This is a genomic window from Flavobacterium daejeonense DSM 17708, assembly GCF_000425425.1.
GTDB classification, from domain to species: Bacteria; Bacteroidota; Bacteroidia; order Flavobacteriales; family Flavobacteriaceae; genus Flavobacterium; species Flavobacterium daejeonense.
Window position 1 is genome coordinate 61,640 of the sequence record NZ_AUDK01000024.1, and the last position, 17,588, is coordinate 79,227.

11 protein-coding genes and 1 pseudogene are annotated in these 17,588 nt (G+C 34.1%); 2 read left to right on the top strand and 10 right to left on the bottom strand.

The features are described 5' to 3' along the window. Window positions 1-7 precede the first annotated feature (7 nt). Window positions 8-1,963, bottom strand: a complete 1,956-nt coding sequence (locus H599_RS0115305; protein WP_155960801.1) for an alpha-amylase family protein — start codon at window positions 1,961-1,963, stop codon at window positions 8-10. Between the two features lie 197 nt (window positions 1,964-2,160). On the opposite strand from H599_RS0115305, the pseudogene H599_RS21480 reads away from it, so the two are divergent. Further along, window positions 2,161-2,744, top strand: a pseudogene (locus H599_RS21480) (transposase); the annotation flags it as partial. A 353-nt stretch (window positions 2,745-3,097) separates the two neighbouring features. On the opposite strand, the gene H599_RS0115315 reads toward H599_RS21480, so the two are convergent. From H599_RS0115315 to H599_RS0115330, 4 genes are all read right to left on the bottom strand, one after another. Next, complete coding sequence (locus H599_RS0115315; protein ID WP_051590769.1) at window positions 3,098-3,421, bottom strand: nuclear transport factor 2-like protein; 324 nt, start codon at window positions 3,419-3,421, stop codon at window positions 3,098-3,100. A gap of 131 nt (window positions 3,422-3,552) precedes the next feature. Next, window positions 3,553-4,305 carry an SDR family oxidoreductase gene (locus H599_RS0115320; RefSeq protein WP_026714930.1) on the bottom strand — a complete coding sequence of 251 codons (753 nt, stop codon included), beginning with the start codon at window positions 4,303-4,305 and terminating at the stop codon, window positions 3,553-3,555. Window positions 4,306-4,419: 114 nt separating this feature from the next. Continuing rightward, window positions 4,420-5,157: an SDR family oxidoreductase gene (locus H599_RS0115325; RefSeq protein WP_026714931.1), complete on the bottom strand. Its 738-nt coding sequence runs from the start codon at window positions 5,155-5,157 to the stop codon at window positions 4,420-4,422. A gap of 116 nt (window positions 5,158-5,273) precedes the next feature. Continuing rightward, on the bottom strand, window positions 5,274-6,188 hold the full coding sequence (locus H599_RS0115330) for an AraC family transcriptional regulator (protein WP_245600532.1): 915 nt from the start codon (window positions 6,186-6,188) through the stop codon (window positions 5,274-5,276). 738 nt (window positions 6,189-6,926) lie between these two features. On the opposite strand from H599_RS0115330, the gene H599_RS21110 reads away from it, so the two are divergent. Next, window positions 6,927-7,082, top strand: coding sequence for a PcfJ domain-containing protein (locus H599_RS21110; protein WP_211253759.1), 156 nt, complete (start codon window positions 6,927-6,929; stop codon window positions 7,080-7,082). A 269-nt stretch (window positions 7,083-7,351) separates the two neighbouring features. Here the strand turns inward: H599_RS21110 and H599_RS20405 are convergent, their stop codons facing one another. From H599_RS20405 to H599_RS20935, 5 genes are all read right to left on the bottom strand, one after another. Further along, window positions 7,352-12,010, bottom strand: coding sequence for a rhamnogalacturonan lyase family protein (locus tag H599_RS20405; protein WP_051590770.1), 4,659 nt, complete (start codon window positions 12,008-12,010; stop codon window positions 7,352-7,354). A 297-nt stretch (window positions 12,011-12,307) separates the two neighbouring features. Further along, complete coding sequence (locus tag H599_RS20410; RefSeq protein WP_211253760.1) at window positions 12,308-13,738, bottom strand: sialate O-acetylesterase; 1,431 nt, start codon at window positions 13,736-13,738, stop codon at window positions 12,308-12,310. Window positions 13,739-13,788: 50 nt separating this feature from the next. Further along, window positions 13,789-15,096: a rhamnogalacturonan acetylesterase gene (locus H599_RS0115360; RefSeq protein WP_026714934.1), complete on the bottom strand. Its 1,308-nt coding sequence runs from the start codon at window positions 15,094-15,096 to the stop codon at window positions 13,789-13,791. A gap of 163 nt (window positions 15,097-15,259) precedes the next feature. After that, entirely contained in the window at window positions 15,260-16,237 is a 978-nt protein-coding gene (locus H599_RS0115365) for a polysaccharide deacetylase family protein (RefSeq protein ID WP_035141750.1), read from the bottom strand. A 492-nt stretch (window positions 16,238-16,729) separates the two neighbouring features. Next, window positions 16,730-17,588, bottom strand: an 859-nt coding sequence (locus H599_RS20935) for a hypothetical protein (RefSeq protein ID WP_026714936.1), incomplete at its 5' end; no start/stop codon positions are given.

Genomic DNA, 17,588 nt, shown 5'->3' on the forward strand with positions numbered 1-17,588 from the left:
GAATCTATTATTGTTTTATAATTTTATACAAATAAGCATCTTTTAAACCAAGATTTACATTTAAAGTATTCTCTTTTATTTTGCTCTTTTGAGAAGTAAAAAGATCTTCTATCTGATAATTCCCTTTTTGGATATCTAATCTTTCTAATGGTAATGCGTAAGTTTTTGCTTCATTTCCATAATTGAAAACAGCGATATACCAATCGTTTCCAATTTTCTGCTGAAAAACCTCAGTTGTATGTTTTCCTGTATTTCCTTCTACCGGACGAAAAGCCACACCGTGAGCTACAATTTTAAGCAGTTCTTTATTCTGAAGCCATTCTTTTGCACGTTTACTCCAAATTCCGTCCTTACCGTAATCGTCTCCCGTAATTAAGGTTCCCGTGATTATTGCCGAAATTAATCTTGCACGGTTTTCTCCTTCTGAAACATCAGCAAAAACAACATGGTCTGCATCAATATAATCGTAAGTATAAGTCTGCCACCAACCGTAATTCACACTATTCAAAGTATATTGAGTCTGTTCGATAGTTTTCCAGGCATCGCATGCAATACGTCGCACATGTGCATAACGAGAAGTTGCCATATTGGGAGAAATTGCAGCGTAAATAAGCATTTGTCCGTCGAGTGCATTTACTAAATGTTCCATTCCCACTTTGTAAGCCTGCATTCCTGTTGTGACATTTTTATCGTAAAAAGAAGAAGATTCAGCCGCTGCATGTCCCAGAAAATCGATCTTAATCATTTTGAAGCCGCACGCTTTGAGTTTATTAATTACATAATCAACACGTTTCAAGGTGCCAGGATGTGTTGGATCAATTGCCCGTGCGCCATCAAAATCAAAATACATATTTTCGATTTTTGTCCACATTTCACCAAAAGTATAATTACTTCCTTCGGCTTTACGATTTGGTCCGTCTTTCCAGCCCCAATCTGTAAAAGGTGCCCAATAGGCTCCCGGTTCTAAACCTTTATTTTTACAGTAATCTGCGAATTCTTTTAGTTTACTGAAATCTCCCGTAAAACCGCCTTTTACCATATTATCCCAAAATGAATCAAGATCAATATAAGCGGTATTGCCTACTCGAAACTGCGGAATTTGATTGGCAAAAAAATCAGCAACTTTAGTAGTATTCTCAAAATTAATTTTCTCCATCAAAACTCCCCAACTGTTCCATCCTACCGGAGTCGGTTTGTCCCATTCAAAAACATATGGTTTTTCTACAATGCGATTGGTTTTAGCATATTCTTCCATTCCATTTCTCCAATCTGAATAATAACCAACAAAGAATTTTGGCGACGAAACTTTATTACCTTTCACCAAACCATGCGCAATGCTGTCTCGCGTGATTTCTTTTTCAAAAAAACCTGCCCAAGCCGAGAATAAAGGTTCATTATTTTCATGAATTGATTTTACAGCACTTTTCCAAACAGTATGTTCCAAAGAACCAACGATAAAACCATTCCTAGAGGTATTATTGAAAACTATTCCAACTTCTGCGCTTATATTACTTGAAATAGTATCTAATTTTTTAGAATTATAACTCGCCCAAGCGTCATTATCATAAGGGACATAAACAGTCTGTAGGTTTTCTACTTTATCGAAAGTAATTTTTCCTAAATATAATGGAGCAATATAATTGGTTTCTACCTGCTGTTTGTTACCTAAAATTTCAACTTGAGTTATAAAATAAGAATGATTATTATAAGTGTAGAAATTCTGAATTAGCGTCGGATTATTTTTACTAGTATAAGTCAAAATGTATTTTGTTCCTTTTCCTAATTCATCATTTAATGTTTCTTTTGATAAAACTGCTTCTGAATAATCATTAAATGAAATCGTTTTCCTACTTACAACCACCAAAGCTTTTGCCTCAGAAATAATCGTCTTTCCGGATTGGATTACAGAAATTGTCTTTTGTTTTAAATCATACAATATCATTCCATTATTACCAAAAGTCATTTTAATGTTTTTTTGAGCTATTAGAGAAATCGGCATACAACTTATAACAAAGACAACTAAAAGATTTTTCTTTAACATAATAAAAAAATTAAAACAACAAACTATACTATTCTATACTAATGCAAAGTAAAGCTAATTTTTTCTATACTCAAAAAATAAGGAGCATTTTTTTTAAATGCTCCTTATTTAATTTATTACTGTTAGGACTACATTACGAATTAATTTTTGCAGAATTAAAAAAAATAACAAAACTAAAAATTTCAATTTTAAACCTACAAAACTTAAGTTTCTAATATTGAATTAATTAGCTTCACTGTATTAGCTGAATTTAAACATATAATTCTAAAAATCAGGTTTTTAGTCAAATACAAGATTTTGATTTTGCTTCAAAAATCAAACGCAGTGTTTACAATAGAAGAAAACGACAATTATTTCCTTTCATTGAAGAAATCAGAATGAAGACGGTTCAAAATTTAACGAATTTGAAAATTATTTTATGATTGACAGTATGTCTTTAGAAATTTATAAAACAGCCCGTTGTTCAAGAAATAAAATATGTAAAGAAGAAGATTATACACAACCATATAAAGGATTTTGTACTTCTCAAAATTTACATTATTACGGATATAAATTGCACGTTGTTTGTTCTATTAAAGGAGTTTTTCATTTTTTTGATTTAACAGCTGTCTTGGTTCATGATATTCATTTTCTGAAAGATATAAGATCACAATTATCATATTGTGTGAAACATGGTGGCAGAGGTTATCTTTCTCAAACTATTTAATTTGATTTGTTTAACGAGGTAAATATTCAATTAGACCCAAATTTGAATAAATTCGTATTCAATAGAAAAATTAATAATCTAAAAATTAATTTAATTCAATAATGCACTACGGGTACTATAATAATCAATTTAAAAGCATCCGAACCTTTTGACAAGCCCTATTCCTTTTAACAAATCATTAAATACCTGATTTTCAAAACCCATCACCCCAAAAAACAAATCACATAAAAAAGGGGTGGGTAATATTGTACAATATTACCCACCCCTTTTTATATAGTACATATTGCTCCGGCAACCTAATCTGCCGAAAGCTCCATTTTTTCTGTCAACTTGTAAACCGTCTGTTCATTTTAATAATTTGCCTGACCGATTTCCAATTGATAGACTTTTCCGTCTTCATTTATAGAAAATTTGAAATAGGTCTTAAAATCGCCCCAGGTATCGCTGTGAAACTTTCCGTAAATGGAACGTCCGTTGTTTTCTACTTTATCGATAGACGTAAACCTTTCGTGTCCGATAGCTTCCGTTGCGAATTTTTGAAAATTGCGTGAATGACCATCATCATAAAGTTTAGCATCCTTCGTGAAATGCGACAGCCAAAGTGCTGCATCTCCTTTCTGCCATGCTTCAAAAGCAGATTTTACAATTTCGTTTGTTAATTTTCCTGTTTCCATTGCTTGTATTTTTGGATGTGAGTGATTCCCTATCTGCCCACATGCACTAAATAGGCAGAAGAGCAATAATAAATTCATCTTATTGAATGTGCTCCTTATCATTTTATGATGATTAAGAAAATATCCGCTTTTTATTGATTAGCTCCACCGTTGACCAACAAATGTTGCCCATTTACAAACGAAGACAAATCGCTGGCAAAAAACTCGGCTATATTCGCCACATCTTCTACTTCGGCCAATCGACCCATCGGGCAGCTATCAATTAACGATTTACGTAGCTCCGGATAAGCTTCATGATCTACAAAAATTCCGGAATGATCTACCGCAAATGGAATAATACTATTGACCGTAACACCACGATGTCCAATTTCTTTAGAAAGTACATCTACCATATAGCGTGGTGTGGTTTTACTTCCTCCATACACAGCCATTCCAGGAACAGGAAATGCCGTAGTACTGGAGGCAATGTAAATAATTCTTCCGTGGTCTTCCACCAGTTTTGAGGCCTGTTGCATCGTAAAATAAGCCCCTTTTGTATTCACCGAAAACAAACGATCGAATTGTTTTTCGGTAAATTCCGTTACCGGAGTTTCTACCATTTCGATACCTGCATTAGCTACCACAATATCAATTTTTCCAAAAACTGCCTTGGCTTCTGCAAATAAATGCTCAATATCGGCTACCTTGCTCACATCAGCTTTGACGGCAATAACCTTTGTTCCCATAGCCTTGATGTTGGAAACCACTTCTTCGGCAGACACCTTATCTCTTGAATAGTTAACTACAATATTAGCTCCCAATGCCGCATAGCGTTCTGCAATGGCTTTCCCCAAACCTCTTGCCGACCCGGTTATTACAGCCGTTTTATTTCTTAATGTATTCATTTTACTGTTTGTTATATTAGCTGTATTTTTCGTTTTAAAAAACTTCTGCTAACAAATTAGAATGTGGCTGTACCCAATTCCTGTTAGTTTTGTACTAATTTTTCAATCTAAGAATTAAGCCATACCACCGTTTACACCTATGTTTTGCGCATTTACCCATTTAGCCTGATCACTGGCAAGGAATACCACGATTTCGGCAATATCTGATGGTTCACCAATTCTTCCAAAAGGGTTTAAAGACGCTAAATGATCAATCACCTGTTGTGGTTTTCCGTTTACAAAAAGTTCTGTATTTGTAGGCCCCGGAGAAACCGAATTCACATTGATGCCTCTTCCTACTTCTTTAGAGAATACACGGGTAAGTTGTTCCACAGCCGATTTGGTAGCCACATAAGTACCATAAGTAGGTAACATCAATCGGTTTACTGTAGTTGAAAAATTGATGATACTACCATTATCGGCCAATTTAGCACTTGCTTCGCGAAGCGTATTAAAAACACCTCTTACATTAATATCAAATTGACGTGTAAAATCTTCATCTGTCGTATCTTTTAGTGGTTTGGTAATCATAATACCGGCATTGTTAACCAATACATCAATTCTTCCAAATTCCTGAATTGACTGATCAAATAAGTCCTTAACCTGATCTGCTTTGCTTACATCGGCCTGCACAGCGATAGCTTCGCCACCGTTTTCTTTTATGTTGTTTACCACATCTTCAGCAGCGGCTTTGCTTCCTGCGTAATTCACAATGACTTTAGCTCCGGCTTCTGCCAATCGTTTCGCTATTGCTGCTCCGATACCTTTGGAAGCTCCTGTAACAAGGATTACTTTTTCTGATAAATTTTTCATCTTACTCTGTTTATATTTTATTTATAATACAAAGGTAGAAAAAGAACCTCCTTCCGGTGTTGCGGCTATTACTGCATTAGTTGCAAATCTTACAGAAGCGAAAATTTGGCTAAAAATTAATGTTGTTTTCGATATTCTGCCGGACTTTGAGCGGTATGTTTTTTAAAGTAATTGCTAAAATGTGCTGTTTCCGAAAAACCCAGGCGATAACTTATTTCTTTTATACTTAAGGCTGATTTTTCCAAAAGCAACCTGGCTTCGGTAATGGTTTTCTCGGTAATCCAGGTGGTAATGGGTTTTCCTGTTTTACTTTTTATCACATTACTCAGATAATTAGGATTGAGATTTTGGGCATTGGCATAATCCTGAACCTTAAAAACCGTTTCTGTTTTACCGGTATTCAAATCTCTATAATGTGTTTCCAGCATCCGTTTAAAAACTTTCACAATATGCGAACTCCTGTTTCCTTCATAAATAGGATTATAATCTTTCCAAAAATAAGCTTTGATCCGAAATAAAAGCACCCCTAGCAAATGTCCTATGATTTTGCATTTATCATCACTATCACTCAAAAACTCCTCTTTAATTTCTGCAAACAACTTATCAACCTGCTTATAAAATCCCTGATTCATTTTCTGGGGACTGATGGTTTCGGTCAAAAGAAATGGAAAATCTTCAAAAATAGTACGTCCGACATATTTTTTCAAAAAAGCTTCATCGAAGGTAATCAGATAAACATCATTAATAGCTTTCCAGCTAAAAGTCCTAAAATTACTCGGATTTGTAAAATAAATAGTTCCCTGTTCTACCTCAAAGCTATGATCATCTATAGTATATTTTCCGGTACCATCTTTTACAAAAAGAAAAGAAAAATAATCCGGACGAAAAGAAGGCGATTCATAAGGAAGGTTAAACCCCGTATCCTTTAGGTTGTGTATGGTGAAACCTTCGGATGTTTGTATCCCTTTTGTCGGTAAGCCTAAATATCCGTAAAGTTCATTAAGTGATTTTGCCTGATGATTGCTTTCCAATATCCTTATCTTTATATTATATTGAATCAAAAGTACATATTTTCCTTTTGAAAACAGTTCCTTATTACATATTGGTTAGCCATAGTACATTTTAAGAAAAAGTTATACAAACTGCTAAAAGCAGTAAATTGTGGTTTCGACCTAACAATTAAAAATACAATTTTATAACAAATTTCGACAAAATTTTAGAAGTATTAGAACAATTTAGGTCTTAAAAGCAAAAATTTTCTAAAATAAATACGTAAAAACCAAGCTTTCTTATTTGAAAATAGCTACTAATAGGAGTTGAACCAATCTTTGACTATTTAGATTGTGTTAATTTTAAAAACTAAATAAAAAATACTTATTTTAAAATTTTTCTTAAAAATAATGCAGGAGCCATAGCAAACAAAAAATTATCCAACAAATTCTTTACACTTAGTCTTTTCGGCTTCAAAATTTAATTAAAATGAACCTATAAAAACAAAAACAGTACTAAATCTGAGCTTACTACTGCTTAAAAATTATACTTTTATTTTTCTTAATTCTGAATCAATTTCTCAGACTTACTTTGCTTATTTATTGTTTTATAACATTCTTCAGGCTAACATCATTCCCATTTATACTGCATAACACGGAAGTTCCTGATGGCAACCCTTCCAAAAATATTTCCTGTAAAACATTAGACAATACTTACAAAAAGTTCTGAAAAATCAATAAGAGATCATTTAGTTCTAATCAGAAAATGTTCAGAATTTTATGGAAGAGGGAGATGCTTTAAACAACTATCTTTTTACCAATGAATATTTCAAGAAGAAAGATTCTTTAATCTTCTCTGCTCGAATAGATAATACCCCCATAGAAACCATAGAGGTTTCTTTTTCTAAAATGAAAATTCAAAGCATCATAAAATAATTCTTAACCTTATGTACAAAAATCTATATCAAGTGCATTCAAGGTTAAAAAAGCTGAAACAAAAACTGTATTAAAAACCCCAAAAAAAACCAAAATAAATTTCGATTTTTTGGGGTTTTTAGAAAGGGAGACACAAAAATGTAATTTTGATCGGGATTCCAAAATACCATCAATAATGTAACTATTCATAAATTAAACAAAAAAGACTGTACAAAAATTTCTTTTTGAACAGTCTTTCTTAAAGAAAAATTGCTACAATAAACTATTATTTATTCAAGCACTATTTTTAAGTTATTTTCCCCATCAGCACTTAGTACTTTTAAAAGATAAATCCCTCTTACATGATTAGTCAGGTTGCATGAAACAACTTGCTTTCCATCTACTAAACTAACTTCTTTTTGCATTACTAATTGCCCAATAATATTAGTAATTACAATACTTGCTTTAGACGATTTGTAACCACTAAGTTGTACTGCAAACTCTCCTGTTGTAGGATTAGGATAAGCTAACACCTCAACCGTTGGTTCTTGCTTTTGTGATATTGTCGCACAAGACCCCAATTTACATCCATGAGCCAAATAAGCCTCAACAGCAGATGAAGCCACACACAAATCAACTCCGTTATGACAAATCAGTACTTTATCCCCTTTATTTCCACAACTAACATCTAAGACATTAATTACTATTGATGCTTCGGTAGCACACCCTTTCTCATCTGTTATAGTTACGGTGAAGGTTCCTGCACTACTTACATTGATGGACGAACTTGTTTCGCCTGTACTCCATAAATAGCTATATATCCCTGTTCCTCCTTGAGCTATTGCATTCAAAGAAAGAGATGTTGGTCCATAACCATGATATAATGTGTTAACCAAGTCAATACTTGGGTTCATTGCATATACATCAGGGATATTTACAGCTAAAGGAGCATTAACAGTCACAGTATTGCTGGCAGTACTTTGATTATCATGAATATCAATAACTGTCCAAGTGATGACAGATTCACCTACATTCAAGTTTCCGCTGGCATCATTACCATCACCGTTTCTGGAAGTAGCACCGCTTATAACATATCTTATTGAGGCAATACCACAATTATCAGTTGCAGCTAATGTTGGGATAACATAATTATTATTTTCATCATAACAGAACGATTGTGAAACAGACTCAGTTATTAAAGGTTTTTGAGTATCCTGTACAATTACCTTTTGAGTAGCTGTACTGCTGTTACCTACACCATCTTTAACGCTCCAGGTAACTATTGTAGTTCCTACCGGGAATGTATTTGGGGCATCGTTAGTGGCAGCTTCTACGTTGTTAAGATCACTGGTTTCAGGATTTGCTAAAACAATATTTGTTGCCTCACAATTTTCATTGTCTGAACTAACAATAACATCAGCGGCAGCAATGATACTTGGATTAGTATGATCGAAAGTAAAAATTTCACCATTTGTAAAACCTTCTGCCAAAGTAATATTGGCTTCATCAATAATTGAACTATTATCTGCATTAAGATCTAAACGTAAAGTTCCGTCTCCGCTAATATTATTTACGGTAATATCATATGATTTAGAAGTTACAGCAGTTACAGCAGCTATAGTTCCTGCAACGTTTCCGGTTGGAGTAAGAGTAAAATCATTTATATCAACTCCGGTTACATTTTCTGAAAAATTAACATGATAAACAACAGATTCTGCATTAGTTGTAGCGTTAGCAGGTGCTAATCTGTTTATAGTTGATACAGATGGAGGAATGTTGTCGATAACTCTAATATCTGGTTTAGGAGAACCATTTGGCAAATAGTAGCTTAAATTTGCTGGCTGATTGTAGCCAATATTTTGAGTAGCTACTTGCATTCTGTAGGCAGGATCATGCATTAAAGTATATACTTTATGCTCTGTAGGAATCCAAGATGAAAAAAGAACAAAGGCACTATTGTCAGATTTTACAAAAATAACTTCTTCTCTCCAGTCTCCTAAAATATCAGCTACTAAATTAGCATCTTGTTTAGTTGAGTGTATTGAACTCGCACCATAATACCAGGCTGTTAAAAGTCTGCCTCCATTATTCACATCATCAATTCCTGTATTATTTCTCAACTCTCGTTGAATATCACCATCAAAATAAACTGGCTGATAATAAGCATTATAATTATAAGTTAAAGGATTTCCTTTTACATCAAATACAGAACTTTGATCCGTCTTACCATTATCAATATAATCACCTACTACAGATATTTCAAAACCCGGATTATCGGCTGTAATATCTGCAGCCCATGCTCTACCTACGTCAGCAGGGCTTAAAATTTCCCAAATAATTTCTCCAGTTGCAGCATCACGAAATGAAACTCCATAAGTGCTGTTTTCGTGGGGTTGAAAATATTCCATACCAGGTCTGTCCGGATCTAAATCACCCAAAGCATGTGCATCACCATGACCTCTTCCGGTAGCATACAAACCTTTACCATCATTATCTATTGCACAAGCGCCATACATCAATTCATCAGATCCGTCACCATCTACATCTGCAACGGTAACACCATGATTCCCTTCTCCTCTATACAAACTATAATACGGTTCTGGTAATTTATTACTATCGAATTCCCATTCCTGTTTTAAATTATTTCCATCCCAAGTATAGGCTCCCATAGCAATTCTGGAATATATTCCGCGACAAAACACCACTAACGGACCTTTATCCTTATCGTACAAAACTGCTGACTTTATAGATTGTGCTCTTTTACCATAATTATCTTCCCAAGTCGCTTCGTGGTCTTCTCTTGGTCCTATAGGAATAGGATAATTAACTGTTGTCATTTCTGCTCCTGTTTGTCCATTAAAAACAGTCACATACGAAGGATCTTCCATTAAATGTCCTGAAATTCTAGGTATAATCATAGCATCATCATCAGTTGCTGCAGGACCTGTACTTAAATAATTCCCTAAACCGTCTTTAGTACCAGGAGCAGTTACACAAGCTACTTCAGATTTTCCATCGCCATTTAAATCGTATACCATAAAAGCAATACCATTATAAGTAGTATTAGGTCCACAACTTATTCTCCACAAACTATTTCCTTTTAAATCAATCGCTTCTAAATAGGCATTGTCAGGATTCGAGATAGGTTCCCATTCAAAAATCAGCTCATACTGACCATCACCATCTAAATCTCCAACAGACATATCTCCTGCAAAATAATCCGGGCCAGGAGCTGCAGGAATTGGAATTTCTAATCTTGCTAAATTTGGTCTTCCGGGGTCAATAGAAGGTGCATACGGCCATACTGTAACTTCTGGAGAAGTTTGATTTCCTGATGATGAAATTGCCTCTACTTTATATAAATCTGAAACTAATCCGCCAGGATCTACATAATTTGTTGATGAAGTTATTGGGCTTGTGTTTAATTTAGTTCCATTTTTATATAAATTAAAACCTATATCAGGATTATCTGAACCTACCATTCTCCAGGAAAGATAAACTCCATTTTTAATTCCTAAAGCAACTAAACCACGATCAAGATACTCCATTGGTCTTGTATTTGGACCACCTCCTTGATAATCATTTACAGTAACAGTAACATTAGCCGTAGCACTTCCTGCTATATTGGTTGCAGTAATTGTATATTCATTTTCAGCCGAAACAGCTCTTGGAGTTCCGCTAATAACTCCTGTTGTAGTATTCAAACTCAAACCTGCCGGCAAAGCCGGACTAATACTATAAGAAGCAACTGCTCCACCTCCAACTGTTGGATGCAATGGAGCTATATGCACACTTCTTGTAAACACATTTGGCGTAGTATAACTTAAATCAGCTGGCCTTGGAACATGAGATATAATGATATTTACATTTACAACATTACTATCAGAATTGCCATCATTAGCTTTATAAGAAAAACTGTCAGTTGTAGTGTTTGAACCATTATGAACATAACTAAATGTTCCATCTGAATTTAAAGTTAAAGTTCCATTAACTGGACTACTAACTAAAGCAGCATTTAAAATTTCTTTCTCTACATCAGTATCATTAGCTAACACAGATGTTTTCCCTCCGTCTAAAACAGTTGCAGTTCCATTAAGTGCTACGATAAACGAATCAGCAACCGCTACAGGAGCATTGTTTACAAATTGACCTGCAATAACTGTTGTTGTATTAGACTCAAAATCATACTTACTTGAAATGGGTTTTCCTGATACTAATGCTGCCCCTGATGCTTTTATTTTATTAGCATCAACAAACGCCTGAACCGCTATAGTTTGATCGCCAGGAATTACGATACTTCCGGCATCGATAGTAATAGAACCTGTAGTATTAATTGATAATGATGAAAAAGAAGAATAATTTACTTTGAATGTTCCGGAATTGACATTAATTACACCAGCATGACTACTGCTATATCCTACCGTTAAACTTCCTGCTGTACCCAAAGTTAATGTTCCCCCATTGATATTAATTGTACCTGCAGCAGACACACCTAAACGCCATACATTATTCCCAATCAAATTAGCCCCTGAATTAACATTTATAATACCCGGTGCAGATGATGAGTTCCCAACATACAATTTTGCACTATTAACGGTACCACTATTGATATTTAATGTCCCATTTACCGAAGTCGTAGCTGAACTTGGTGTTGTGATATTTTGAGTTACATTAAAAGTTACCCCTTTTCCTAAAGAAATTTGTCTACAGTTAATTGCTGCCGAGTTGATTATCTGATTGCCATTATTGCCCGTAGCGGTAATAGTGAAAACATCAGAAGTAGTAAAAGCCGATGGTACAGGATTCCAATTTTCAAAAGTTGAAAAATCAGAAGAAGCTGCACCTACCCAGGAATAATTTGTCTGAGCTGTCACACCATGAATGGCTCCTAAAAAGAAGACCATAACAATCCCCCGCAGAAGATTGTTTTTTAGTAATTTTCTATTCATAAAATAATTTTGGTTGGTTAATAATGAAACAAACTTAGATATTACAAGAGTTTATCAACGTATCAATAATTGCCAAAAGTTATCAACTATTGCCAAAATGGTATATTGTGTGCTTTTTTTTAACAAACTCATTTTAAAATCATCAATTGCCCAATTTAAAATTGAATTCAAATATCTGTTCTGACTAAAAGAGGATTTCAATAATTAAAGTCAATACCTTTTAAAACAAAAAACACTTGCAAAATCTTTTTTACAAGTGTTTTTTATTTTCTATTTAGTTCTTTAAATCTAACCTGTCTACAAATCTCTCATAGCGACTACTTTATATTTTTTCTCTTTTATAAAAGCAAAAATTTCATCTAAGAGTTCAATCGAAGTGGAATAATCTGGATCTAACACATCGGGAACGCCATGAAATGTTAGTACCAAAATTTCATCATTTTGAATATTTTTTAAACCATTTAATGTTCTCGCTTTGTACTTTTCTGAGTCAATAACCGTAAAACTCGGAATGGCAAATGGATTATCCGTTTTTGGATTATAGTTTTTGGCACCGCCTGCTCTAGCGTATTTATATCCCATTTCTTTTACAATGCGCTGCGAAATACTATCATTTCGATTTCCAGGATAGGCCAATGAAACTGGTTTCGGAATGCCAAATGCCTGGCATTTTTCATCAATATAGGCTATTTCTTTTTTCATATCGTCTGGCGATAATTTAGTTAAATTTTTATGATGCCCCGTATGATTTCCAATTTCAAATCCTTGTTGATGCAATTCTTTAATTTGTTTCCAAGTCATGTATTCATTTTCTTGCCCGGATTTTTTTATCGGAAACTCGCACACAAAGAAAGTAGCATTGAAACCATATTTTTTTAGCAGAGGTGCCACATTGCGATAATGCGTAATCTCGGCATCATCAAATGTGAGAACAATTTTGGGTCTTTTTTTTGAAGTTGCAGAAGAAGCTTCTTTTAATATTTTTTTCATTGCTTCGGCATATCGTTTTCCTAATTCTCTTGCTGAAGCACTATCAAAATGAAGCTGATCTCCTTTATCCACCAAGCCCTCTGAAGAAACTACTGCTGTATTTTCAACTTCCGTTGGAAGTGTGTTTACTATTTTGTTAATATAATCTGCTTGGTTAAAACGGCCAATTTCTCCCGCTATAAATGGAAGATTAGGAGCATTCAAATCCTTTCTGAAATTAGCAATCAATTCTTTTAATTTCTCGAAATATACTACTGATCTGGAAGCATCATTATCTGATTCTCCCTGATGCCAAAGAATTCCTTTTAACTGTCCTTTTTGCATCGCTATTTTCGCTCTTGCGATAGCTTCGTCATAAGGAAAATTTTCAAAATATTTCGCCCCAGACGACCAAACTTTAATGGGAGAACCGCCCCAGGCACAGGGAATTAATCCAATTTTTATTTTCCCTTGATCTTCTAACATCGCTTGAGCAAAACTTAACCCGGGACCAACACCAGCATAAGGTTTATCAAAATGCAGCGGATCTTTAGCAACTACCCAATTACCCGTTTTGTCCAGCGTTAGAATATTCTCTGAAGTATGCTGGCTTTCGTCATCAATAACTCCACGACCTGCCATATTTGACTGACCTATTAGTAAATATAAATCTAAAGTGTTGTTTGAATTTACTTTTTGCCCATAAAAAGTTCCAATATTAAGCAACAAACAAATCATTAATTCTAATACTATTCTCAATTTTATATTCATAACTATTAACTAATATCGATAGCATTTATAATCTCATCTTAATTCCCATCCGGTTTAGTTGTTTCGATTCTAACACTAGCCGGCACCGTCCATTCACTCGGCTGAGAAGGTTTTTTAGGATCATATTCAGATACTGTAGTTTTTATATTTTTGGCAATATTCAAATTCAAATCTCTAATTCCCTGCACCACACATTTAGCCACCTCATTAGCACCAAAACTACAAAAATGCGTATTATCGGCTAAAGCTTTTTCCTGATTTGGAAAAGTATTAGCAGGATAAAATACGAAAGCTTTTTTCGAAAGTTCGTCGCCCCAGCTTTCATACATGAATGTCGTCATATTAGTAACATCTATCAAAGGTACTTTCATTTCGGCTGCGACTTTACGCATGGCATCAGGGAATTCACCATGAGTAGGTTGCAAAGTTCCATCAGCATTAAAACGACGTCTTTGTGTAGGTGTTACCAATACCGGAATCCCTCCTTTTTCTCTGGTTCTTGTGACAAATTCTTTTAATAAAGTGGTATATTGTCCCCAGGCACCTTTGCCTTCGCCTTTGGCTTTTTCGTCATTATGACCAAATTCTATAAAAAGATAATCGCCCGGTTGCATCAGGTATAAAATTTTATCCAAACGTTTTCCGGATTTGAATGAACTCAAAGCCAAACCGGAACAGGCATAATTGGCCACTGACACATCTGTAGTCAAATAATTTGGAAAGTACTGCCCCCATGAACCCCAAGGCTCGTTCCCTTGATCGGTAACAGTAGAATCACCGGCTATAAACAGTGTTTTAATTTTTGAAACCGGAGTGATTTTAATACTTTGGATATTAGGTGTTCCCAAAAACTCCAAAGTCAATTTATTATCCCAGTTCAAACCATTGATTTCACCAGGTTTTAAACTAATTTTTCTATTTCCATTAAATTCTCCCGTTCTCACATTTACAATAAAACGTTCTGGTTTTGTCTCATTAGCAGCTGTTGGTATTTCACGTAACATCAATCGTCTTGATTCTGCATTTACTGTGGTTACAGCCTTTAAATTACCTCCTAAAACTACCTCAACACTATAATTCCCTTCAGGCAATTTTACTGAAAAATAAAACGGACTCTGAGCCGAAATTGATTTCTTATTAAAGGTTAGATTTTTATCCGATTGAAAATCGAATCCATAGCCTAAAATATCGGTATATTCAATTACTTTGTTTATCAATATACCTGAATTTCTTTTAAGTTTTTCTCCGAAATTGAATTCTAATGTTTCCTGTTTTTTTTGTGCATTGGCATTGAAAAATAAGCTGATAGCACAAAGCGACAAGAAGCTTTTCCTTAAGCTTTTCATAATTAATTTATTTTTGTTTTTTATTATAAAAGTTATAGCGTCCCATTTATTCTTTTCAGATTTTAATACAATTTGAGCAAAATCGCTGTAATTTTTAACTTCTCAACCGATATCAGAATAGATATTTTGGAACAAAAAAATTAAAATGAGAGACGATTATCCGTCATTTTCCTTTAACAATAATTTCTCCCCCATAAGGATCAAAATCAAAGAGAATTTTATCCGGTAAATTGCTTGTTTTTATTTTTTTACCTTGCTGCTTAACACTACAGTTGGATAAGATTTCTTTATTAACAATCATAGTTAAAGGAACATTAAAAAGTTTTTTATCTAATGGCAAATTAGGGACTATAATCCATTTTTCACCTTGCTGTTTTAGTTTTAATTGTATTGATTGTTGTTCTTTAGTATATGCTGAAATATCCCTAAAAGTCCCTACCCATATTTCATCTTCCAAAGCTTTTACCTGATCCAAATGATTCCATAAAATCGAAACACCCTTGAAAGCATCATAGCCATAGCTTATACCATGAATCATGGTGGCGTACCATTGATAATTTTTTAAAATAGTATCAATCTTCGCATTAAGTATTTCCGGAGTCGATTTACCTCCCCTTTGGAATTGTTCAATTCGGGTCCCAACACGATTTTTAGAAGCAGCCTCAATTACCTTACTGTTTTTGCTGTTATTTGGATAACAAAAAGTAATTGGTTTTATACCAATTTTAGCTTCTATAACACTATCATTATACTCTATTTCATAACGCATTTCTTCTGGAGTACATCTGGTCAATTGCTTATGGGTCCAGCCGTGATTAGATATTTCATGCCCTTTTTGAGCCATTTTTTTTAATTGGTTCCAAGTCGTTCTTGGTTTTTCCTTCATTCTGCCTGATTCACCCTCATTAATGGTATTTCCGTTCACCCAAAAAGTAGCTTTAAACCCTAGTTCTTCCAACTTTGGAAAAACCAATGTATAATGTTCCTCAAGCCCGTCATCAAAAGTAAAACTAATGGCACATTGCTTATCGGATTTATATTGAGCAACCGAAAATATCTTTTGCGATTCCTGACCAAAAACATTTATGACCAAAAACAACGCGGTAAAAACTATTTTCAAATTATTCTTAGTAAAGTGCATCGATTAAAATTATTTTTATGACTGTTCATTTTCAATTGCTTCCAGCTTTAGCAGAAGTTATAGTATTGAATGTAAATTGGCTTTAGCCGAAAAGCTGTATTTTTTTGGCTAAAGCCATTAAAGATCTACCAATTTTATCCCTCCAGCTAAAGCTGGAGGCAATCGATCCGTTGAAGACAAACTGGCTAAATAGTTACTTACACCTTTTATGATTACATAACAGTTTGTTTTTAAACCATTTAGAAAATTAAGACTTAATGAAACTTAACATTTCTTAATGGTTTAAATTTTTCTGTTTTATCTGCACAGACTACTATATCCATAATTGATATAATTTTTATATCTCATAACTATCCGTGATTAGTACCTAAAAACAAAATTTGCCATAGATTAAAAAGATTGGCACAGATTTCAACTAAAATTCAAATATAATCCATGGAAATCCGTGTAATCTGTGGCGAGAAAAATATTTGGTACCCTTTACGGATAGTCTTACCGTATTTTACTTTCTTTTCCCAATTGATAAGGCAAAGCTCCTTTATTGGTCTTCAAGACCATATAATCCAACACCACTCCAGAATCGATTCTGTAAATTTTCAATCTTTGCTTCCCCTGGTTTTTAATGGCAACTTTCATTTTGTTTATTGCCTTGTTAGTAAACACATTTTCTTTCCAGGTTTTGCTTCTTCCTTCGGTTTTGAAATCTAAAATTTTGATTGGTTCCTCATTCCATTGCACGGCAATTCTAACTTTCCCATCTACATCCAGAGGATGAGTAGGTATAGCTACCAAATTTAATTCGGCATTATTGGTAATAGTTTCAGCAAAAATTTCATATTCTAATACAGCAGTCTTTTCATAATCAGTAACCGGTAAACTATTTAAAGGCGTAGCCTGCATTGCTGTTTTAGAATGACCGAATCCTTTCAATGCTTCCCATTTTAGATTTTCAAAAGGCTTGTTATTTACAAAACTTTCTGCATAAAGTACTGCTAAACCATTCTTTTCTACTATTGCATTTTTTGGAACATTAGTATAACTATCGGAAACATTTACTAAAATCTTTTTCTCAAAACCGTCTCCCTGAATTACCAAATAATCCGAAGCAGGTTTTCCTGCTTTTTCCCATTTGCTCCAATCAACGGAAAGCGATATTCTTTCTTCCAACAGCACAGAATCATCAGGAAAAAAATGACCTGAAGAAGAGCTTACTTGAATCCAATTGGGCAATGTCTTAAATTTCCACTTCAACGAGGCATTTTGAGTTTCCGGAAAGTAAACATCTATAAAATGTGATTCTGGATCATTAACATAAAATGTTGGTACTTTATCAATTCCATTAACTTTTAAA